This is a genomic window from Streptomyces sp. PTY087I2, assembly GCF_001687325.1.
GTDB lineage: Bacteria > Actinomycetota > Actinomycetes > Streptomycetales > Streptomycetaceae > Streptomyces.
Map to the genome: position 1 here is coordinate 158433 of NZ_LZRD01000017.1, position 21459 is coordinate 179891.

Here is a 21459-nt window from a genome sequence, read left to right on the forward strand (position 1 = left end):
CTGAACTAGGGAGAGAATGACTGCGTGAGTCAGGACTCGTCCGACACACCCGTTTGCGTCAACAAGGAACCCCGAAGCTCCCTCATTCTGATAATTTCCAGCGCAAGCGGCGTCAACTCAGCCCAATCCGAGTTGAGGCCCCGTCACGCGTAGGCCGACCACTAAGGAGCCTCTGTTGAGCAAGAGAACCTCGATCGTGCCGTCAGACCATGACAGCCAGCCACTGCTCGCCGTCCTGGTCTCAGTCAGGTTGACCGTGCAGCCGGCACTGGCTACGCGGCTCCGTATCCCGCTTGCAGCAATGGTCACCGCAATCGCTGTGACCATCGGGGTGCATGGATGGATGCGATAGGCCCGCACCCCGAGGCAGTGCGCGTTCGGCCGAGCATGCCCGCGATAGCCAGTTCGAGTCACCCTGTGCGACCAGAGACGTTCACATGGCCGCACAGGGCGGCATCGAGAATCACGCGAGCGTGATTCTCCGAAGTGATCGAAATTCAGTCCCCCTTGAAGACAGACTAGGAACCGCCACAGCCTACATTTGATCAAACTCTCTCAAATTCGAATCAGATTTGAGCAGTTACTGCCTGTAGGCGATTTCCTGACGTGAAATGGTCACATGACCTTGCTCGACACGGAACGCCTCGCGGCGTTCCGTCACCTGTCCCCCGCCTCCCGCACCGCCTGGGGCAAGCACGACCGGCAGACCGAGCAGTGGCTCCCTCTCTGGCGGCACATGGCCGACAGCGCCGCCGTCGCCGGGCGGCTCTGGGATGCGTGGGTGCCCGACAGCGTCAAGGCTCTCGTCGCCGATGCCTTTCCCCAAGGGGCCTCGGACGCACGGCAGGCCGCCGTCTTTCTCGCCTGTGTCCACGACATCGGCAAGGCCACCCCCACCTTCGCCTGCCAGGTGGACGGGCTCGCCGATCGGATGCGGGCTGCCGGGCTCGACATGCCGTACCAGAAGCAGTTCGGGCTGGATCGGCGGATGGCACCGCACGGGCTCGCCGGGCAGTTGCTGCTCCAGGAGTGGCTGGGGGAACGGTTCGGGTGGAGTGAGCGGGTCTCCGGGCAGTTCGCCGTGGTCGCGGGCGGGCATCACGGCACGCCCCCGGATCACCAGCAGATCCATGATCTCGGGCTACGGCCCCGGCTGTTGCGTACGGGAGGGGAGAGCGAGGCCGTCTGGCGAAGCGTCCAGTTCGAGTTGATGGATGCCTGTGCCGAGCGGGCCGGCGTGGAGCAGCGGTTCGCCGAGTGGCGGTCCGTCCGGTTGCCTCAGCCCGTACAGGTCGTGCTCACCGCGATCGTCATCGTCTCCGACTGGATCGCCAGTTCCTCCGAGCTGTTCCCGTACGACCCCGCATCCTGGTCGCCCCAGGGGCCGGAGGGGGAGGGGCGTCGACTCGCGGCCGCCTGGGCGGGGTTGGACCTTCCCGGGCCCTGGCGGGCCGAGCAACCGACCGGCAGTGCGGCCGAGTTGTTCCGCCACCGGTTCGATCTTCCACAAGGTGCCGAGATCAGGCCCGTACAGGAAGACGCCGTACGCGTGGCTCGGGAGCTGCCGGGGCCCGGGCTCCTGATCATCGAGGCGCCCATGGGTGAGGGCAAGACCGAGGCGGCCTTCGCGGTGGCGGAAGTCATGGCCGCCCGGTCGGACTCCGGTGGGTGTCTTGTGGCGCTGCCGACCCGGGCCACCGGGGACGCCATGTTCCCGCGGCTCATCAATTGGTTGCAGCGGCTGCCCTCGGACGGGCCCCGGTCCGTCGTCCTCGCCCACGCGAAGGCCGCCCTCAACGAGGTGTGGGCCGGAATGACCAAGGCCGACCGGCGGACTATCGCGGCCGTCGATCTGGACGGACCGGACGAGGGCGTCTCTCACGTCGGAGGTGCGCGCCGCGTCAGCCCCGCATCCCTCCATGCCCACCAGTGGCTGCGCGGACGCAAGAAGGGCCTGCTCTCCTCCTTCGCCGTCGGCACCATCGACCAGGTTCTCTTCGCCGGGCTCAAGAGCCGGCACCTGGCTCTGCGGCACCTCGCCGTCGCGGGCAAGGTCGTCATCATCGACGAAGTGCACGCCTACGACGCGTACATGAACGCCTACCTCGATCGCGTACTGGAGTGGCTGGCCGCCTACCGGGTCCCCGTCGTGATGCTCTCCGCCACACTGCCCGCCCATCGTCGGCGCGAGCTGGCCGCAGCGTACGCCGGGGAGACTACGCCTGAACTCGCTGCTGTTCTTGAACTGCCCGACGATGCATATCCGTTGATCACTGCCGTCGCGCCCGGCGCCACCGTCCCCATAGCCCGGCCGGCACCGGCCTCCGGGCGGCGTACGGAGGTTGCTGTCGAGCGTCTCGACGACGAACTGCGCGCGCTCGTCGCGAGGTTGGACGAAGAGCTGCGCGACGGCGGCTGCGCCCTCGTCGTACGCAACACCGTAGACCGGGTCCTGGAGGCGGCGCAGCACCTGCGTGCACACTTCGGCGCGGAGGCCGTCACCGTGGCGCACTCGCGGTTCATCGCGGCCGACCGGGCGCGCAAGGACACCGAGTTGCGCGAACGGTTCGGGCCCGGCGGCGACCGTCCCGCCGGGCCGCACATCGTCGTGGCCAGCCAAGTCGTCGAACAGTCACTGGACATCGACTTCGATATCCTGGTCACCGATCTCGCCCCCGTCGACCTGGTGCTCCAGCGCATGGGGCGGCTGCACCGCCATCCGCGTACCCGGCCGCCCCGCCTCGCGCAGGCCCGCTGTCTGATCACCGGCGTGGAGGACTGGTCGGCTGATCAGCCTGTGCCCGTCCGGGGCTCCCTCGCCGTGTATCAGGGGCCGCACACCCTGTTGCGGAGCCTTGCCGTGCTGGCCCCGCACCTCGACGGCGTACCGCTGGTGCTGCCCGATCACATCAGCCCGTTGGTGCAGGCCGCCTACGACGAACGGCCCGTCGGGCCCGCGCACTGGGCCCCCGCGTTGGCCGATGCACGCAAGAACCATCTGGCCCGGCTGGCCGAGAAACGGGAGCGAGCCGACGTGTTCCGGCTGGGGCCGGTACGGCGCGCGGGGCGGCCCCTGTTCGGCTGGCTCGACGGCAACGCGGGGGACGCGGACGACAGCCGGAGCGGGCGCGCGCAGGTGCGGGACAGCGAGGAGAGCCTTGAGGTGCTGGTCGTCCAGCGCCGTGCGGACGGACGCCTGACCACCGTGAGCTGGCTCGACGGCGGTCGTGGTGGGCTGGACCTGCCCGAGCACGCTCCTCCCCCGCACCGGACCGCCGAGATCGTCGCCGCGTCCGCGCTGACGCTGCCCAGGACTCTGACCCACCCGGGGACGATCGACCGGACCATCGCGGAGCTGGAACGCTTCGTCGTGCCCGCCTGGCAGGTGAAGGAGTGCCCCTGGCTGGCCGGGGAGTTGCTGCTCGTCCTGGACGAGGACTGTCGTACCCACCTGTCGGGCCAGGAGGTCCACTACAGCGCTGACGACGGGCTCCGGGTGGGTCCCGTCGGTACGCACCACGTAGGCGGGGTGAACGAACTCGAAGCTGTGATGTCCAGGGTGCCCTCTTTCGACCTGGTGTCGCGGCCGTGGCTGCCCGTTCAGTACACGGATGGTTCCACCGGAGAGCTCTCGTTGCGTGACGTCTTCGCGCGTGCGGCGGACATCCGTCGGCTGGTGGGAGACCTGCCGACGCAGGAACTGGCCCTGCTGCGGCTCCTGCTGGCGATCCTGTACGACGCCTGTGACGAGGCCGACGGCCGGTCAAGCGGCGCGCCCGCTACGTTGGAGGACTGGGAGGCTTTGTGGGAGGCGTCGGACTCCTTCGACATCGTCGGCGGCTACCTCGACCGGCACCGCGACCGCTTCGACCTCCTCCACCCCGAGCGCCCGTTCTTCCAGGTCGCGGGATTGCATACGCAGAAACACGAAGTTGCTTCGCTGAACCGGATCGTGGCCGACGTGCCGAACGGCGAGGCGTTCTTCTCCATGCGCCGGCCGGGTGTCGACCGGCTCGGGCTCGCGGAGGCGGCGCGCTGGCTCGTCCACACCCATGCGTACGACTCGTCCGGCATCAAGTCCGGGATGGTGGGCGACGACCGGGTCAAGGGCGGAAAGGTCTACCCGCAGGGCGTCGGCTGGGTGGGCAACCTCGGCGGTGTCTTCGCGGAGGGCTCGGATCTGCGTGAGACGCTCCTGCTGAACCTGGTCCCGACGGACGAGGACATCCTCGCGGCGGAGCCGAAGGCAGACCTGCCGGTATGGCGGCGTGATACACCGCCCGGGCCCGGCGTGCAGGAAGGGGACCCTTCCGTTCCCCGGCCTGCCGGCCCCCGCGACCTCTACACCTGGCAGTCCCGACGGGTGCTCCTGCACACGGAAGGCCCTGAAGTCACCGGGGTAGCCCTCGGATACGGTGACCCGCTCGCTCCCGCCAACCGGCAGAAGAGGGAGCCGATGACCGGCTGGCGGCGCAGCCCGGCCCAGGAGAAGAAGCTCGGCCGGTCGTTGATCTACCTGCCGCGTCAGCACGATCCGGCACGAACGGCTTGGCGAGGTCTCGCCAGCCTCCTGGAGGCCCAGAAGCAGGACGGAGACACGACCGGACGCGGCGCGGACCGGACCCTCCCGTCCGGCATCGTGCGATGGCTGACCCTGCTCACCTCCGAGGGCGTACTGCCGAAGCGGTCCCTGATCCGTACAAGGCTGGTCGGCGCGGTCTACGGGACGCAGCAGTCCGTGGTGGACGAGGTGACGGACGACTCCATCGCTCTCCCGGTCGTTCTGCTCGACCAGGACCGCGGCCTGCACAGGGCGGTCGCGGTCGGCGCGGTCAGCGACGCCGAGCAGGCGGTCTCCGCACTCGGCCGACTGGCCGGGAACCTCGCGCGCGCGGTCGGCTCGGACACCGAGACCGCCACGTCCGCCGCCCGGGACCTCGGCTTCGGGGCCTTGGACGGGCCGTACCGCGGCTGGCTGGCGGGTCTCGCCGAGCACAGCGACCTGGACCGGGCGCGGGCGGAATGGCACGGCATCGCGCGCCGCGTCGTGCTCGACCTGGGGCATGAGCTCCTGGGTTCGGCGGGCGAGGCAGCGGCGGAGGGCCGTGTGGTCGACCTTCCGGGCGTCGGCAAGCGCTGGGTGGACAGTTCCCGCGCGGACCTGTGGTTCCGGTCCCGGATCAACAAGGTGCTGCCCACGCCACCGTTCGGGACTCCCGGGCCCACCGGTGCCGGGTCCGGCCCCGCCGAGGACGCATCCGGCGGGCCCGACGCCGACCACTCCGACTCAGCTTCCCCGAAGGGAACCGCATGACCACCACCACGACGACCGGCGACGACGCTTCACCGCCTCCCCCGCCGGACAGCGAGCCGGTGACGGAACGGCTCCCGGCCCCCCGGCTGGTCGCCCGGGCGACGGGCACGTACATCGCACGGATGCAGCCCCGGTACCTCGCCGACGTCCCGTCCGCCGTGGCGGAGCTGGCGCGGCTGCGGCGCGGCGCCGGAAAGCGGGCTCACCAGGTCCCGGACCTGTGGGGCATCGGAGGCACGGACGAGCTGGCCGACCTGCTCGACGGCCACGAGGGCTTCTTCCGCCCCGAGTACGCGGAGGAGGCCGTCTTTCTGGCGGCCACCCTGTGGGCTCTGCACCAGCAGTCCAGCCGCGATCACGGCATGTACAGCCGGGGTCAGAACCTCGGCGGGGCGGTGCGCACCCTGATCCGGTTGAAAGGGGCCGCAAGCGCGGACGAGGAGGACTCTCCGCTCCGCAAGCGCCTGGTGCGGGTCGGGACGGCCGAATCCCTCGACTCCGTCGCCGTACGGCTCAGAGAGATCGTGCTCCTGCTGCGCGGCGCGAAGGTGCCCCTCGACTACGCGCGTCTGGCGGGGCAGCTCTACCGGTGGCAGCACCGCCCCGACCGGGCAGGCGTGCAACGGGAGTGGGGGCGCGAGTTCCACCTGGCCGCCGTCTCCGCCGCGAGGAAGGCGAAGGCGGGCGCCGACAGCGGCTCCGGTGACGCGATCGACGGGACGCTGCGTCCGGACGAGGACTTCGGCGGCTACGCGGCGGGGGAATAGCCGCCCCCGCCCGGCCCGCAGCGTCGGCCGCCCTCACGAGGCGCACGGCCTCCAGAACAGACATCGCACGATGACCGAAGGAATTGAGCACGCGTGACCCTCACCCGGACGATCCTCGACATCCACATCCTTCAGACCGTTCCGCCGAGCAACCTCAACCGCGACGACACGGGCGCCCCGAAATCGGCGACGTACGGGGGTGTGCGGAGGTCCCGGGTGTCCAGCCAGGCGTGGAAGCGGGCCACGCGCAAGGCGTTCGCGGGGTTGCTCGACGCGTCCGAACTCGGCATCCGTACCAAGAAGGTCGTGGAGGTCCTCGCCGAGCGGATCGTGGACCTCGATCAGTCGATGACGCGGGCCGCCGCGCAGAGCCTGGCCGCGGAGACGATCACCACGGCGACCGGCTCGAAGGTCGCCGTCCCCGGCCGGAAGAGCAAGCAGGACGTGGAGGACCCCGCGGCCGAGTCCACGTACCTGATGTTCCTGAGCGGACGGCAGTACGACGCGCTCGCCGCGATGACGGTCGAAGGCGGGAAGGGCGGTGACCTCAAGGCGCTCAAGGACTACTTCAAGGACAGGGAGAACAAGGCGCGCGCCAAGCAGTTCGTCCTCACCGAACACTCGGTGGACATCGCGCTGTTCGGTCGTATGGTCGCGGACTCGACCGACCTGAACGTGGATGCTGCGGCCCAGGTCGCTCACGCGTTGAGCGTGCACGCCGTGGAAGTCGAGTCGGACTACTACACAGCGGTCGACGACGAGAACACCGACGCCGAGACCGGTGCCGGGATGATCGGCACCGTCGACTTCAACTCGTCGACGCTGTACCGGTATGCGGCACTCGACGTGAACCGCCTCCAGGAGAACCTGGGTACGGGCCATGACGACGCCCGTCCGGTGGAGCCCACGCGGCGGGCCGTGACGGCGTTCCTCGAAGGGTTCGTCACGTCTCTCCCCACCGGGAAGATCAACGCCTTCGGCAACCAGACGCTGCCCGCCGCGGTGATCGTCAAGATGCGCTCACGCCGCCCGGTCAGTTATGTCGCTGCGTTCGAGGAGCCCGTCCGGGCGGGCGAGGGGGGCGGTTTCCTACGGAAGAGCTGCGAAAAGCTCGCCACGTTCGTTCCTGACCTGGAGAAGAGCTTCGGTCTGGACGACGGCCCGGAAGCGTGGGTTCTGCGGGTCGGCGAGGAGACGGAAAGGCTGGCGTCCCTCGGGAAGTCCGTGAGCCTGTCCGAGTTGCTGGCCTCCGTGGGCGAGGCCGTGGTCGCCCGGCTCACCTCGGAGGACGCGGACGCCGGGCGCGGTGCCGGCACCCGCGCCGGAGGTACGGACAGTGGAGCGGGCGTCGCGTCGGGGTCCGGGGCATGAGCGTGCTGCTGATGCGGCTCGCGGGGCCCCTCCAGTCCTGGGGGTCGGCGGGCCGGTTCACGCGCCGCACCACGGAGAACGCGCCGACCAAGAGCGGCGTCGTGGGCCTCCTCGCGGCCGCGCAGGGACGCAGGCGGGACGCCGACCTCTCGGATCTCGCAGCGCTGGAATTCGGCGTCCGCGTCGACCAGCCCGGTACGAGGCTGCGCGACTTCCAGACCGCCCACCACAGCGACACACTCAAGGCGATGCCGCTGTCGGAGCGCTTCTACCTGGCCGACGCGGTGTTCGTGGCCGGTGTGAGCGGCGAGGCCGGGCTCGTACAGCGGCTGTACGAAGCACTGTTGGAGCCTGTGTTCCTTCCGTACCTGGGCCGCCGCTCCTGCCCGCCCTCGCGGCCCATCACGATCGCGGAGCCGCTGGACGCGAAGCTGGAGCAGGCGTTGCGGGGGGCTCGGTGGGAGGCGTCGGCCTGGTACAGAAAAAGGCACGAGACGAACTTCCGGCGGGGCAGGCCCGTCCCTGGGGAGGTGCGGCTGAATCTCCTGCTGGAAAGCCTGCCCGGTGCGGTCCCGGAGATGACCTTGCGCGACCTACCGGTGAGCTTCGACGCGCGTCACCGACGTTACGGGCTGCGGGGGCTGCGGAGCGCCGAGGTCCGCGTACCCGTCACGGCCGGGGGCACGGCGCCGCCACCGCCGCACGAACCCACCGCCCTGCTCACTCCTGTCACACCGAGGAGCGACTGATGTACCTCACCCGATTCCGTGTGAACACCGGCCGGTCCGAAGGCCGTCGGCTGCTCGGTTCGCCGCACCGCGTCCACGGAGCGGTGAACGCCTCCTTCCCCACACCGCCCTCCCGCGACGGTTCGGGGCCCAGGGTGCTGTGGCGGGTGGACCGCAACGGGATCTCCGAGACCCTGCTCTACATCGTCAGCCCCAGCCGCCCCGACCTGACCCATCTGGTCGAGCAGGCCGGGTGGCCTGCCTCGGACGAACCCGGGTGGAAGACATTCGCGTACGCCGACTTCCTCTCCGCGCTGTGCCCGGGCGACACCTGGGGGTTCCGCCTCACCGCCAACCCGGTGCACAACATCCGCCACCAGTACAGCGAGGAGGGGGAGCCGACGAAGCGAGCCGCGCACCGGACTCCTCGGCACCAGATGCGCTGGCTGCTGGAACGCCAGGAGAAATCGGGCTTCGAGATCGTGCAGAAGCCGGAGGACCGGCGGCTGCTGCCGGTCGGGGACGAGTACGAGCTGGTCGTACGGGACCAGACTCCCCTACAGTTTCAACGGCCTTCGACGCAGAAGCAGGCGCAGACCGCGCATCCTCCGGCGCAGACGCCGCGGAGGGCCGGAAGGAACGGCGGGGGCGATGTGCAGATCACCAAGGTCACCTTCGACGGCCGGCTGCGGGTCACGGACCCGGATGTCTTCCGCCGGACGCTCACGCACGGGCTGGGCAAGGCCAAGGCGTACGGGTGCGGTCTGATGACCCTGGCCCCGGTGCGGAGGGAGGGGGCGACGTGACCACGGTCGGACGCCGGGGCGCGTCCACTCCCCACGAGCTCACGCGCGTCGGCGACCGGCTCTCGTTCGTCTACCTGGAGCGGTGCACGGTCCACCGGGACTCGAACGCAATCACCGCCGAGGACGCGGACGGCGTCACGCACATCCCGTCCGCCACGATCGGAACCCTCCTGCTCGGCCCCGGCACCCGCGTCACCCATCAGGCGATGGCGCTCCTCGGCGACTGCGGTGCGGGGGTGGCCTGGGTCGGTGAGCACGGAGTCCGGTATTACGCGGGCGGCCGGGCACTCACCCGTTCCTCGGGCCTGATCGAGGCGCAGGCCACGGCCTGGGCGAACCGGCGCACCCGGCTGGACGTGGCACGTGCCATGTACCGGCTGCGGTTTCCGGGCGAGGACACGGCAGGCCGCACCCGGCTGAATCTCCTCGGCATGGAGGGCCGCCGGCTGAAGGAGTGCTACAGACGGGAATCCGTACGCACAGGGGTCCCTTGGCGGCGGCGCGAGTACGACCGTGCTGACTTCTCGGCCGGCGACGCTCCCAACCAGGCCGTTACGGCCGCGGCTCAGTGCATGTACGGGGTTTCCCACTCCGTGGTCGCGGCCCTCGGCTGCTCCCCCGGACTGGGCTTCGTCCACTCGGGCCACGAGCGCTCGTTCGTCATGGATGTCGCGGACTTCTACAAGACGGAGATCGCCATTCCCGCGGCCTTCGACGCCGCGGTCGAGGGGACGGACGACATCGCGGCCCGGACCCGCCGGATGCTCCGGGACCGCATCAACCGGACGGGGCTGCTCGACCGCTGTGTCCAGGACATCAAGGGCCTGCTCGGGTACGACGGCACCCGCGACACGACCCAGGGGGCGGACGGTACGTCGTCGGACCGGGTCACGCTCCAGTCGGACGGAGACGTCCTGGTCGAAGGCGGCCACAACTACGGGGACGAGATCATCTGGTGACCGTCATCATCCTCACCAACTGCCCGGCGGGCCTGAGGGGCTTCCTCACCCGCTGGCTGCTGGAGATCTCCCCGGGCGTCTTCCTCGGCTCCCCGTCCACCCGTATCCGCGACCTCCTGTGGGCCGAGGTACGCGAGTACGCCGGCCAGGGCCGCGCCCTGCTCGCCTACCAGACGGACAACGAACAGGGCTACGCCTTCAAAACCCACGACCACACGTGGCACCCGACCGACCACGAGGGCCTGACCCTCATCCACCGCCCGACCGCCCGCGCCCCGCGCACGGGAAGTCCGGGGAGCGCAGCGGCCGATGTTCCCCGCCAGGGCTGGAGCAAGGCGTCGAAGCGGCGGAGGTTTGGGGGCGGGAGGTAGTTGGCGGGTGCGGGGACGGGATGTCTTCGTGGTCCCTGAAGAACAGAAGGATCCGTTATGCCGGAATTTCAGGAAGTGAGTGAAACCAGGCTCCTGCCCGCATAGAGCACCAGGTCAACGACTGTCGTCCCCGCGCGTGCGGGGCTGTTCCTGGTCCCGTCGTTGTTCCGGAAGCGTGGGCGGAGTCGTCCCCGCGCGTGCGGGGCTGTTCCCGTACCCGACCCCGACCCGCTCATCGAGCAGGCGTCGTCCCCGCGCGTGCGGGGCTGTTCCCTTACCCCTCGGCTCCCGCACCCATCCGGTCTTGTCGTCCCCGCGCGTGCGGGGTTGTTCCCCTGTCGCTGTCCACCGCAGACACGTGGCTGGCGTCGTCCCCGCGCGTGCGGGGTTGTTCCCGTGTCCCCGGACGTACCGGCGTGCTCGACGATGTCGCCCCCGCGCGTGCGGGTTGTTCCCATCTCCCCGCACAACGTCAGGTCCTTGCGGATGTCGTCCCCGCGTATGCGGGGTTGTTCCCCACGAAGTACACACCGACCCGCACCTCGTCGCTTCGTCCCCGTGTATGCGGGGCCGCTCTCTCAGTGGTGCACGCCCTGTGGGCCTGACCCCGCCGGGGATCGTCAGCTCGGAGGGTCCATGAGCGGGTGGCCCCTGGAGTCCCCGCGACCTCTGCCGACCCTGCCACGCCACCCACTCCAAGAACGAACAGGACTCACCCGACCCCACCCAAATCGCCGCAGTCAAAGCCCACATGGCCAACCTCCGCGACCTCCTCAAACCCGTCTGAGACACGGCGAGCCGGTTCGTTCCGCCGTCGTCCCGTCGAACCCTCGAACCGGTGCCGGACTGACTAGGAGCCGTGTCGGGGGGGATAGCCCCCGGGTCGATCCGGGGGTGCGCCGGATCGACCCCGCTCGCGGGCGTAACTAGCGTTCAGACATGGCTCTGACTCTGCGCACGCACCTCATCACGGCTCTCTGCTGTGCCGCTGCTCTGCTCGCCACCGGTATCGCCCCCGCCCTCGCCTCGCCCGTCGGGCCCTCCCCCGCCGAGCAGTTACGCCGGGACACCGTGGCGATACGAGACCTCGGCATCAGCGGTGTGCAGGCTCGTGCCGTAGGGGCTGACGGGCGGCCGTCCGTCGCCACCAGCGGTACCGCCGATCTGAGGACCGGCCGGCCTGTCTCCGCCGATGGGTACTTCCGGATGGCCAGCACCGCCAAGACGCTGGTCGCCACCGTCGTGCTCCAGCTGGAGGCCGAAGGCAGGCTGTCCCTGGACGACACCGCCGATCGGTGGCTGCCCGGGGTGGTGGACGGCAACGGCAACGACGGCAGGCGGATCTCCCTGCGCCACCTGCTTCAGCACACCAGCGGCATCCGCGACGCCATGCCCGGGTACACCACGCCGGAGGAGTACTACCAGCAGCGCTACACCGTCTACGAATCCCAGCAGCTGATCGACCTCGCCATGGAACAGGCACCGGAGTTCCCACCCGGCGAGGGATGGGCGTACTCCAACACGGGTTACGTCCTGCTCGGCATGGTCGTCCGGGAGGCCACCGGCAGTCCCGCGCGCCGAGAGATCGAGAGGCGCATCCTGCGCCCGCTCGGCCTCCACCGGACGAAGTGGATGGGCACCGCACCCACCCTGCCCAGGCCCCATGCCCGGGCTTACGAGTACTACGGCCCCGGTTCCCGCGTGGACGTCACCGACCAGATATCGGTGGACCACGAGAACTATTCGTGGGTCACGACGACCGAGGACGAGAACCGCTTCTTCCGCGCGCTGCTCGGCGGCCGCCTGCTGCCTGCACGACAGCTGGCCGCGATGAAGGAGACCGTCCCCGTGGACGCGGCAACCGAAGAGATGTGGCCCGGCGGCCGCTACGGGCTGGGCCTGGTCGAACGGCCGCTGGGCTGCGGAGGGTCCTACTGGGGCCATGAGGGTGGGGACGGTGGCTACATCACCCTCAACGGCGTCACCGACGACGGCCGGCGAAGCGTCGTGGTGTCCATGTCCGAGGCGCGCGGCGACTCCCTGGAGCACATCCTGGAACAGGAGAACGCCGCCAGCGCTCTGGTGGAGAACGCCCTGTGCACCGCCGGAGGCTCCAAGGCCCCGTAAGCCGCGGGTCTCGCGCGCCTGCCCCGGCAGGCGTACAGCAGAGCGCCCGGTCGCCGGTACAGAGGAGGTACGGCGACCGGGCGCTCCGGTCCACAGGCCAGGCACAGGTCAGGCACAGGTCAGGTCGGGGGAAGCGGCATCGGGGGGACAAGCCGCTTCCCCCGGTGAGAACAGGGCCTGCTGGTCGTCCGTCGCGGTCAGGGGGGAAATCGCGCGGCGGCCGGCCCCACAGAGAGGCCCTGTTCCGGCCTTCCGGGTCCTGCCTGGTCCCGTCGGGCTCGTTATCCATCGTGCCGGGCGGCGAGGCTCCTGAGGTCCGGCGAAAGGCCTCGATGGCCGGGTCGTAGGTCCTTAAAAGGTGCGTCAGTGATCAAAAACGACCACCGGATACGGCCATTCGTGCGGATAGAATCGCCCGATCGCACGTGAGGTCGATGGGGAGGCACGGTTGTGGCCAAGGCAAAGACGATCATCATCTACATCCTGGTGGTCTTCGTGCTGTACACGATCATCACCTCTCCCAAGCGGTCCGCCGAGCTGGTAGGAGTAGGGTTCGAGGGCGTTTCCACCGCTGCTCGCAGCGTCGGTGACTTCATGTCAGAACTGGTGAAGTAGGAGCCCCACGATGATCCGCCACCTGGTCCTCTTCAAGCTGAACGACGGCGTCGAACGGGACGACCCGCGCGTCGTCGCCGGGGACCGGGCCTTCCGGGAGCTGGAGGGGCAGGTTCCGGAGCTGGAGTTCTGGGAGTGCGCCTGGAACATCACCGACCGGCCGATCGCGTACGACTACGCCATCAACTCCGCCGTCGCCGACGAGGACGCCCTCAAGCGGTACATCGAGCACCCGGCCCACCAGGCCGCCGCCGGACAGTGGCGCGAATTCGCCACTTGGGTGATCGCCGACTATCCCTTCTGAGCTCGCCGACCGGGAGCGACCTCACCGCTCCCCGCACCCGGTTCACCCCGACCCCTCGCCGTTTCGGCGGGGGGTTTCTCCGTGGACCATTTGCCCCGTTTAAACCCTTATGCCGTCAACACGGCACTATGCGGTGCTTGCACACAGTGGACATGTCTTGTGATGCTATGACCGCTTTTGACGGATGAGTTGACCGTAGTTGACTAGTTGACCGCAAAGGGGTGGCGTCACCGTGCCGGCCAGTACAGCGCCTCAAGTGCCTCCCCAGGCCGTCCAGGCCTCCCAAGCCGTCCCGACCGTTCAGGCCGAGGACGACATCCAGACCGAGACCCCGGATCCCTCCGCCCGGCCCGCCCGGGCTCGCGGGGCCGACACCCGGGCGCTCACGCAGGTCCTTTTCGGTCAGCTCAAGAACCTGGAGCCGGGCACTCCGGAGCACCGCCGGGTCCGGACCGCCCTCATCGAGGCGAACCTCCCCCTCGTCCGGTACGCCGCCGCGCGCTTCCGCAGCCGTAACGAGCCGATGGAGGACGTCGTCCAGGTCGGCACGATCGGGCTCATCAACGCCATCGACCGGTTCGACCCGGAGCGCGGCGTCCAGTTCCCCACGTTCGCGATGCCCACCGTCGTCGGCGAGATCAAACGTTACTTTCGCGACAACGTGCGCACCGTCCACGTCCCCCGCCGGCTGCACGAACTCTGGGTCCAGGTCACCGGCGCCACCGAGGATCTGACGACCGCTCACGGCCGCTCCCCGACCACCGCCGAGATCGCCGAGCGGCTCAAGATCTCCGAGGACGAGGTGCTGGCCTGCATCGAAGCCGGACGCTCGTACCACGCGACCTCGCTGGAGGCCGCCCAGGAAGGTGACGGGCTGCCCGGGCTGCTGGACCGGCTCGGTTACGAAGACCCGGCGCTCGCCGGTGTCGAGCACCGTGACCTCGTCCGGCACCTCCTCGTCCAGCTTCCCGAGCGCGAACAGCGCATCCTTCTGCTGCGCTACTACAGCAACTTGACCCAGTCTCAGATCAGCGCGGAGCTGGGCGTCTCCCAGATGCATGTGTCAAGGCTCCTCGCCCGAAGTTTCGCCCGACTGAGATCCGCAAACAGGATCGAGGCGTAACCGGAACGGGTAGACCGTCCACAGAGCAGTTCTGACGGCGTAAAAGGGCTACACCCCCTGTTTCCAGGGCGGATTCGGCACTGACTTGTCGACATGTCACTACAGCGTGTTGCCGACATGTGACATTCTGCTCGAAGCGCGTTTGCCGCAGCCCCACCTCCGGTATTCAGGTGGAGGCTGCGTTCCTCCGATGGTCGCGGCCACCGCGACCGTCCGCGACCTCAAGGGGGTGGCATGTCCGAAGAACAGGGCAGCTCGAAGGTGCTCACGCTCACGAAGAGCGTGCCGGCACCCGCCGTGCTCACCAGCTCGCCGGAAGCCATCGACACCCGCACGCTGTCCCGCTCCCTGTTCCTGCGGCTCGCCGCGCTCGGCCCCGCCTCGGGCCCCGAGGGAACGGACAGTCCGGAGCGGACCTATGTGCGGGACACACTGATCGAACTGAACCTCCCGCTGGTGCGGTACGCCGCGGCGCGGTTCCGCAGCCGCAACGAGCCGATGGAGGACATCGTCCAGGTCGGCACGATCGGCCTGATCAAGGCGATCGACCGGTTCGACTGCGAACGCGGCGTCGAGTTCCCGACGTTCGCCATGCCCACCGTCGTCGGCGAGATCAAACGCTTCTTCCGTGACACCTCCTGGTCCGTGCGGGTCCCCCGCCGCCTCCAGGAGCTGCGGCTCGCCCTGACCAAGACCAGCGACGAGCTCGCGCAGAAGCTCGACCGCTCGCCGACCGTCCCGGAGCTGGCCCGCGCGCTCGGCGTCTCCGAGGAGGACGTGGTCGACGGCCTCGCCGTCGGCAACGCCTACACCGCATCCTCGCTGGACTCCCCCTCCCCCGAGGACGACGGCGGCGAGGGCTCGCTCGCCGACCGCCTCGGGTACGAGGACTCGGCGCTGGAGGGCGTCGAGTACCGCGAGTCGCTCAAGCCCCTGCTGGCCAAACTCGCCCCGCGCGAGCGCCAGATCATCATGCTCCGCTTCTTCGCGAACATGACCCAGTCGCAGATCGGCGAGGAGGTCGGCATCTCCCAGATGCACGTCTCCCGGCTCCTGACCCGCACCCTCGCGCAGCTCAGGGAAGGCCTCATCGCCGACTGAGCCGGAGAGCCGGAAAATGTGGTTCCCGAGGGTTCTTATGTGACGATGCGTCAGACACACTGTCGCGATGCGACGTCAGACACGCGGCTCCACCGGCCGCCGAGGCACCGCCGTCGCCGCCTCGGCGGCCGCGCTGTGCCTGGGCGCCGGCCTGCTGTCCGGCTGCGGCAGCGGGTCCGGCGACGGTTACACGGCCGTGGGCGCGGCCTCCGGAAGCTCGAAGCCTCCCCCGGACGGGGCACCCTCGGGCGACGTGACACTCACCCCCCTCGATGAGAGCGGGGGCGGGAGTGGGAGCGGGAGCGCTGGGGGTGGGGGGCGCGGTGGCGGTGGTACGTCACCCAGCGGCGGTACGTCACCTAATGGTGGTACGTCGCCCAGCGCCGGTCCCTCGCCGTCCTCGGGTGCCGGTGCGCCCAGTGAGGCGCGTACGGGGGCACCGAGCGGGTCTCAGGCGGTCGGTTCGTCCGGCGGGCCGGGGGCGGCCCCCACACGGCCCGCAGACCCCTCCCCGCCCTCGAAGAAGCCGGGCGGCAGCCCCGGCAGCCCCAGCAGCTCCAGCAACCCACCGCCTCCGAGCCCCACCAACCCCACCAACCCCAAACCTCCCCCTCCGCCCCCGACCCCGGCCGCGCTCACCCTGAGCGCCCCGCAGCGCGCGGCGGCGGACAAGCGGTGGTGCGAGAAGGTGACCGTGGAGTTCCGCAACACCGGCGGCTCCCCGGCGCGCTCGGGGACCGTCACCTTCGCCACGCACATCATCGGCGCCCTCGGCGTCGACTGGGCGACCATCACCTCGTCCCAGCCCCTGCCCGCCCCGATCGGCGCGGGATCGACGCGCTCGGAGACGTACACCGTCTGCGTGGAGTCCTGGCGGGTCCCGCTGGGCATGCGCGTCGAGACCCAGGACGTCTCCGCCGTGTGGGAGTGATCCGCGCCCGGACGCACGAAGGCCGCCCGGATAAACGAAAGCCGCCCGGACGCACGAAGGCCGCCCGAGGGTGGAGCGGCGGCCCGTCGTCCGGGCTCCGCCGTCCGTCCCCCGTGCGGCCGGATCGTGCAGTCGTGCGAGTCGTGCGTAACGTCGTGAGATCAGCCCAGGGCGAGCCAGGCCACCGCGCCGAGGACGACGACGACCGCGATCACGGCCGCGATCACCCCGACTCTCGGCCCGGACGAGGTCGCCGCGGGCTGCTGCCGGCGCTGCGGCTCGCCCTCGTCGACGAAGGCGCGGAACATCTGCGTGCTGCCCGCCGGGTCGTGGTTGCCCTCGGGGCCCGGCTGAGGGGCGTGGGGGTTGTGTGCCATGGGGCAGGACCCTAGCGAACTCGGGCCCCCGGCCCAACCCCCGGGGGCCACCCGGGCACCCCGCCCTACCTGCGGCGGCGCACCCGGAGACCGGACGAAGATCACCCGAGAAACCGGCGGCGGACCCTCTTGACCTCGACCCTACGGAGGCTTTTGCGTTCCTTTACTTCTGCAAGCCCGTTTTCGTTTGCCTGTAGCAACCAACAGCTTCTATCGTTGCCCTAAGCAACAACATGTCGTGAGTGTGCTGGGGGTTCCCGTGGCCGCACGGAGTAGTTACGAGGAACTGGCCCGGCAGCTCAGCGCCGTCGGGGCCGTCAAAAGGGGGCTCGCCCGAGCGCTGCCCCCCGAGTGCCCCGCGGGATCCGCCGCCGTACTGACCCTCCTGGACCGGCACGGCGAGATGCGGATCAGCCGGCTCGCCGAGCTGCTGTCCGTGGACATGTCGGTGACCAGTCGCCACGTGGCTCATGTGGCCGATCGCGGCTGGATCGTACGGTCTCCGGACCCGGCGGACAAGCGGTCCCGCATCCTGCGGCTGACCCCCGGCGGGCACGCGCAGCTCGACGAACTGACCCGGCGGACCACCGAGGTGTTCGCCCACAACCTTCAGGACTGGTCCGACGACGACGTCGGCCTGCTCATCGCGCTGCTGTCCCGGCTGCGTGACAGCTTCGCCTGTCGCGGATCCGGCGGCTGCGTCCCCGGACGTCACACCGGCGAGTGCAGGACCGGCCTCGGCGACGAGGCTCACGCCCGTACACCTGTGTAACAGAAGCAAATACGCACGGATAAGGAACTCAATGGCTACGACCACACCCACCGGTGTGCGGGGCGGCCACGCCAAGCACGGAGGGCACGGCGGCGGCAACGCCTCCGGCGCCTCCGACGGCACGCCGATGACACACCGGCAGATCATGGAGGCGCTGACCGGGCTGCTGCTCGGCATGTTCGTCGCGATCCTGTCGTCGACGGTCGTCTCCAACGCCCTGCCCGAGATCATCTCCGACCTCGGCGGCGGCCAGAGCGCCTACACCTGGGTCGTGACGGCCTCGCTGCTGGCCATGACCGCCACCACCCCGCTCTGGGGCAAGCTCGCCGACCTCTTCAGCAAGAAGCTGCTGGTCCAGATAGCCCTGGTGATCTACGTCCTGGGCTCGGTCGTCGCCGGTCTGTCCACCAGCAGCGGCATGCTCATCGCCTGCCGCGTCGTCCAGGGCATCGGCGTCGGCGGTCTCTCCGCCCTCGCGCAGATCGTCATGGCCGCGATGATCGCCCCGCGCGAGCGCGGCCGCTACAGCGGCTACCTGGGCGCGGTCTTCGCGGTCGCCACCGTCGGCGGTCCGCTGCTCGGCGGTGTCATCACCGACACCAGCTGGATGGGCTGGCGCTGGTGCTTCTACGTCGGCGTGCCCTTCGCGGTCATCGCGCTGATCGTGCTCCAGAAGACCCTGAAGCTCCCCGTCGTGAAGCGCGAGGGCGTCAAGGTCGACTGGGCCGGCGCGTTCTTCATCAGCGCCGCCGTCTCCCTGCTGCTGGTCTGGGTCACCTTCGCGGGCGACAAGTACGACTGGCTGTCGTGGCAGACGTACGTGATGGTCGCGGGCTCGGTCCTGCTCGGCCTGATCTTCGTGTTCATCGAGTCGCGGGCCAAGGAACCCATCATTCCGCTGCGCCTCTTCCGTAACCGCACCATCACGCTGGCCTCGATCGCCTCGCTGTTCGTCGGCATCGCGATGTTCGCGGGCACCGTCTTCTTCAGCCAGTACTTCCAGCTGGCGCGCGGCAAGTCGCCGACGATGTCCGGCGTCATGACCATCCCGATGATCGCGGGGCTCTTCCTCTCCTCGACGATCTCCGGCCAGGTCATCACCAAGACCGGGCGCTGGAAGGCGTGGCTGGTCACCGGCGGCTTCCTGGTCACGGCCGGGCTCGGGCTGCTCGGCACGATCCGGTACGACACCCCGTACTGGCACGTCGCGGTCTTCATGTTCGTCATGGGCCTCGGCATCGGCATGATGATGCAGAACCTGGTCCTCGCCACCCAGAACCAGGTCGCTCCCGAGGACCTCGGTTCCGCCAGCTCCGTCGTCACCTTCTTCCGCTCCCTCGGCGGTGCGATCGGCGTCTCGGCGCTCGGCGCGGTCCTCGGCAACCGGGTCACCCACTACGTCAAGGACGGCCTCGCCGCGCTCGGCCCCGAGGGCGCCAAGCTCGGCCACGGCGGTACCGGCGGCGGGGGCATCCCCGACCTGGACAAGCTGCCCGAGCCGTTCCGGCTGGTCATGGAGGCCGCGTACGGGCACGGCGTCGGCGACGTCTTCCTGTACGCCGCTCCGGCCGCGCTCGTCGCCTTCATCGTGACGATCTTCATCAAGGAGGTCGCCCTGAAGACCAGCGCGGGGAACGACTCCCCCGTCGAGGCGTCGGAGCAGGCGTCGGACCAGGATCAGGCTCCGGGTTCCGCTTCGGCTCCGGTCGCCGTCGAGACGGCCGAGGTTCCCGTGCCCGCCGCCGTCGGCGCCGCCGGGCTGGTCTCCGAGGGCGCGGCCGGGGTCACCTCGGTCGACACGGCGGAGGTCCCGCACGAGACCATCGACACCGTCCGGGGAACCCCCGTCCACGGTGTGGTGCGCGGCGCTGAGGGCGCTCCCGTCGCCCGTGCGGCCGTCACCCTGATCTCGCTGGGCGGCCGGCAGCTCGGCCGCTCCGTGGCCCGGGCCGACGGCGGCTACACCCTGGACGCCCCCGGCTCCGGCAGCTACGTCCTGATCGCCTCCGCCGACGGTTTCCAGCCGCAGGCGTCCACGGTGGTCGTCGGCGAGGAACCGCTGGCCTTCGACATCCTGCTCTCCGGTACGAGCGGACTGGCCGGGACCGTCAGGGCCGCCGAGTCCGGCGCGCCCGTCGACGGCGCGATGGTCATCGTGACCGACGTCCGGGGCGACGTGCTGGCCACCGGCGCGTCCGGCCCGACCGGTGAGTTCGCCTTCGGCGAGCTGATCCCGGGCTCCGTGACCGTCGCGGTCAACGCGGCCGGCTTCCGTCCGCTGGCGCTGCCGGTGGAGATCGGCGGCCAGGGCGTCACCCGCGTCGAGGCCGCGCTGCGGTCCGGTGCGCTGGTCCGGGGCACCGTGCGGGCCGGGTCCGCCCGGGGTCCGCTGGCCGACGCCCGGGTCACCCTGATCGACGCGGCGGGCAACGTGGTCGCCACCGCGACGACCGGCGAGGACGGGGCGTACGCCTTCACCGACCTGGACGCGGGCGAGTACTCGGTCGTCGCGACCGGCTACCCGCCGGTGGCGGGCTCCCTCACCGTCAGCGGTACGGGGGTCGACGGGCACGACATCGAGCTCGCCCACCCGGGCGAGTGACGGTCCCTCACGTGAGCACGTGCTCCTGCGCACGTGAAGAGCACGCGCTCACGTGAAGGGATCGCGAAGACCCCTGGTCGGGCGGCACTTCCAGCGGAAAGGCTGTCGCGACCGGGTGGATAGGGGCCCCGGTGGCGGGTACGGCAGGCAGGGGACGGCCGGCCGTGACCGCCCCGGGGCCCGACTCATGTGACCCCCACGTTCCGTCGGGTCATCGAGCCAGGGCTTCTAGGAGAGGTACGGATGGGACTTCGCGCACAGGTACGGACGCGGGACGGCTGGGCGGTCCAGCACGCCGTCGTGACGGTCACCGACATGACCGGCGCCCAGGTGCTGCGGGCCGCGGCCGACGAGGACGGGGCCGTCCGCACGGACGGCGCCCTGACGGCCGGCGCGTACACGGTGATCGTCACGGCGGTCGGGTACGCCCCCGCCGCGTCCACCGCCCTCGTCACCGCGAGCGGCCGGATCGAGGCCGGGCAGATCGTGCTGGCCCGGCAGGGCGGGGTGGAGCTGCCGCCGCCGGGCGCCTGGTCGCTGGACCCCGCGCACTCCTCGGTGGGCGCGGTCGCCCAGCACCTGGGGATCTCCAGCGTGCACGGCCGGTTCACCGACTTCGGCGGCCGGATCGAGATCGCCGAGGAGATCGGCGGCTCCCGGGTCGACGCCGTCATCAGGGCGGCCAGCATCGACACCGGGAACGGCATGCGGGACAAGCACCTGCGCTCGCCGGACTTCCTGGACGTGGACCGGTACCCGGAGATCGCCTACAGCTCCACCGCGCTGGCCCCGGCGGGCCCCGACCGCTGGACCGTGCACGGCGAGCTGACCATGCACGGCGTCTCGCGCCCCGTCGACCTGGACCTGACCTACCTCGGCACCGGGCCCGACCCGTGGGGCGGGGTGCGCGCGGCGTTCCACGCCACCGCCGAACTGCGCCGCGACGACTTCGCGATGAACTACAACCAGGTCGTCCAGGCAGGCATCTCCGCGATCGGCACGACCCTGCGTGTGGAGCTGGACATCCAGGCGGTGCAGGGCGAGGCGCTGCCCATGGCGTGACCCGGGCCGCCTCGCGCCGGTCGTGACCCGGGCCGCCTCGCGCCGATCGTGGGCCGGGGCCCGCCTCGCGCCGCCCGGGGGCCGGGCCCGCCTCGCGCCGCCCGGGGCCGGGCCGACCTCGCGCCGGTC

General features: G+C 70.3%; 17 protein-coding genes, 1 pseudogene and 1 CRISPR repeat array. Of the genes and pseudogenes, 17 read left to right on the forward strand and 1 reads right to left on the reverse strand.

The window, feature by feature from the left end:
- The first annotated feature begins 619 nt into the window (after positions 1-619).
- The 14 genes and pseudogenes from casA to A3Q37_RS38350 all read left to right on the forward strand — a co-directional run bounded on the left by casA (position 620) and on the right by A3Q37_RS38350 (position 16517).
- A complete protein-coding gene (casA, locus tag A3Q37_RS20045; RefSeq protein ID WP_065486547.1) occupies positions 620-5314 on the forward strand; it encodes a type I-E CRISPR-associated protein Cse1/CasA in 4695 nt (1564 codons plus the stop codon).
- The gene (gene casB, locus A3Q37_RS20050) at positions 5311-6081 is read left to right on the forward strand and encodes a type I-E CRISPR-associated protein Cse2/CasB (RefSeq protein ID WP_065486549.1); all 771 of its coding nucleotides are present in this window, start codon (positions 5311-5313) and stop codon (positions 6079-6081) included. The genes casA and casB overlap by 4 nt, the downstream gene beginning before the upstream one ends.
- Positions 6082-6174: 93 nt before the next feature.
- A complete protein-coding gene (gene cas7e / locus A3Q37_RS20055) occupies positions 6175-7452 on the forward strand; it encodes a type I-E CRISPR-associated protein Cas7/Cse4/CasC (protein ID WP_065486551.1) in 1278 nt (425 codons plus the stop codon).
- Positions 7449-8201 carry a type I-E CRISPR-associated protein Cas5/CasD gene (cas5e, locus tag A3Q37_RS20060; protein ID WP_065486553.1) on the forward strand — a complete coding sequence of 251 codons (753 nt, stop codon included), beginning with the start codon at positions 7449-7451 and terminating at the stop codon, positions 8199-8201. The genes cas7e and cas5e overlap by 4 nt, the downstream gene beginning before the upstream one ends.
- Positions 8201-8986, forward strand: a complete 786-nt coding sequence (gene cas6e, locus A3Q37_RS20065) for a type I-E CRISPR-associated protein Cas6/Cse3/CasE (protein WP_065486555.1) — start codon at positions 8201-8203, stop codon at positions 8984-8986. The genes cas5e and cas6e overlap by 1 nt, the downstream gene beginning before the upstream one ends.
- Positions 8983-9945, forward strand: a complete 963-nt coding sequence (gene cas1e / locus A3Q37_RS20070; protein WP_065486557.1) for a type I-E CRISPR-associated endonuclease Cas1e — start codon at positions 8983-8985, stop codon at positions 9943-9945. Before cas6e ends, cas1e begins: the two co-directional genes overlap by 4 nt.
- Positions 9942-10316 (forward strand): type I-E CRISPR-associated endoribonuclease Cas2e, encoded by a 375-nt coding sequence (gene cas2e, locus A3Q37_RS20075; RefSeq protein ID WP_065486559.1) that lies wholly within the window; start codon positions 9942-9944, stop codon positions 10314-10316. The genes cas1e and cas2e overlap by 4 nt, the downstream gene beginning before the upstream one ends.
- Before the next feature lie 123 nt (positions 10317-10439).
- A CRISPR array of direct repeats spans positions 10440-10886; the repeat unit is 21 nt; unit sequence GTCGTCCCCGCGCGTGCGGGG.
- A 97-nt stretch (positions 10887-10983) separates the two neighbouring features.
- Positions 10984-11103 (forward strand): annotated as a pseudogene (locus A3Q37_RS37880) (MarR family transcriptional regulator); the annotation flags it as partial.
- 152 nt (positions 11104-11255) lie between these two features.
- Complete coding sequence (locus A3Q37_RS20080; protein WP_065486561.1) at positions 11256-12443, forward strand: serine hydrolase; 1188 nt, start codon at positions 11256-11258, stop codon at positions 12441-12443.
- Positions 12444-12893: 450 nt separating this feature from the next.
- Positions 12894-13058 carry a hypothetical protein gene (locus tag A3Q37_RS37285; protein ID WP_176711466.1) on the forward strand — a complete coding sequence of 55 codons (165 nt, stop codon included), beginning with the start codon at positions 12894-12896 and terminating at the stop codon, positions 13056-13058.
- Between the two features lie 10 nt (positions 13059-13068).
- Positions 13069-13362, forward strand: a complete 294-nt coding sequence (locus A3Q37_RS20085; RefSeq protein ID WP_065486566.1) for a Dabb family protein — start codon at positions 13069-13071, stop codon at positions 13360-13362.
- Positions 13363-13618: 256 nt separating this feature from the next.
- Entirely contained in the window at positions 13619-14485 is an 867-nt protein-coding gene (locus tag A3Q37_RS20090) for an RNA polymerase sigma factor SigF (RefSeq protein WP_065486568.1), read from the forward strand.
- 234 nt (positions 14486-14719) lie between these two features.
- On the forward strand, positions 14720-15586 hold the full coding sequence (locus A3Q37_RS20095) for an RNA polymerase sigma factor SigF (protein WP_018958648.1): 867 nt from the start codon (positions 14720-14722) through the stop codon (positions 15584-15586).
- Positions 15587-16274: 688 nt separating this feature from the next.
- Positions 16275-16517 carry a hypothetical protein gene (locus tag A3Q37_RS38350; protein ID WP_369691461.1) on the forward strand — a complete coding sequence of 81 codons (243 nt, stop codon included), beginning with the start codon at positions 16275-16277 and terminating at the stop codon, positions 16515-16517.
- Positions 16518-16678: 161 nt separating this feature from the next.
- Here the strand turns inward: A3Q37_RS38350 and A3Q37_RS20110 are convergent, their stop codons facing one another.
- Positions 16679-16894 (reverse strand): hypothetical protein, encoded by a 216-nt coding sequence (locus tag A3Q37_RS20110; protein ID WP_030077455.1) that lies wholly within the window; start codon positions 16892-16894, stop codon positions 16679-16681.
- 259 nt (positions 16895-17153) lie between these two features.
- On the opposite strand from A3Q37_RS20110, the gene A3Q37_RS20115 reads away from it, so the two are divergent.
- From A3Q37_RS20115 to A3Q37_RS20125, 3 genes are all read left to right on the forward strand, one after another.
- Positions 17154-17666 (forward strand): MarR family winged helix-turn-helix transcriptional regulator, encoded by a 513-nt coding sequence (locus A3Q37_RS20115; protein WP_065486575.1) that lies wholly within the window; start codon positions 17154-17156, stop codon positions 17664-17666.
- A gap of 31 nt (positions 17667-17697) precedes the next feature.
- The gene (locus A3Q37_RS20120) at positions 17698-20268 is read left to right on the forward strand and encodes an MFS transporter (protein WP_065486578.1); all 2571 of its coding nucleotides are present in this window, start codon (positions 17698-17700) and stop codon (positions 20266-20268) included.
- Positions 20269-20511: 243 nt separating this feature from the next.
- On the forward strand, positions 20512-21330 hold the full coding sequence (locus A3Q37_RS20125; protein WP_065486581.1) for a YceI family protein: 819 nt from the start codon (positions 20512-20514) through the stop codon (positions 21328-21330).
- Positions 21331-21459 lie beyond the last annotated feature (129 nt).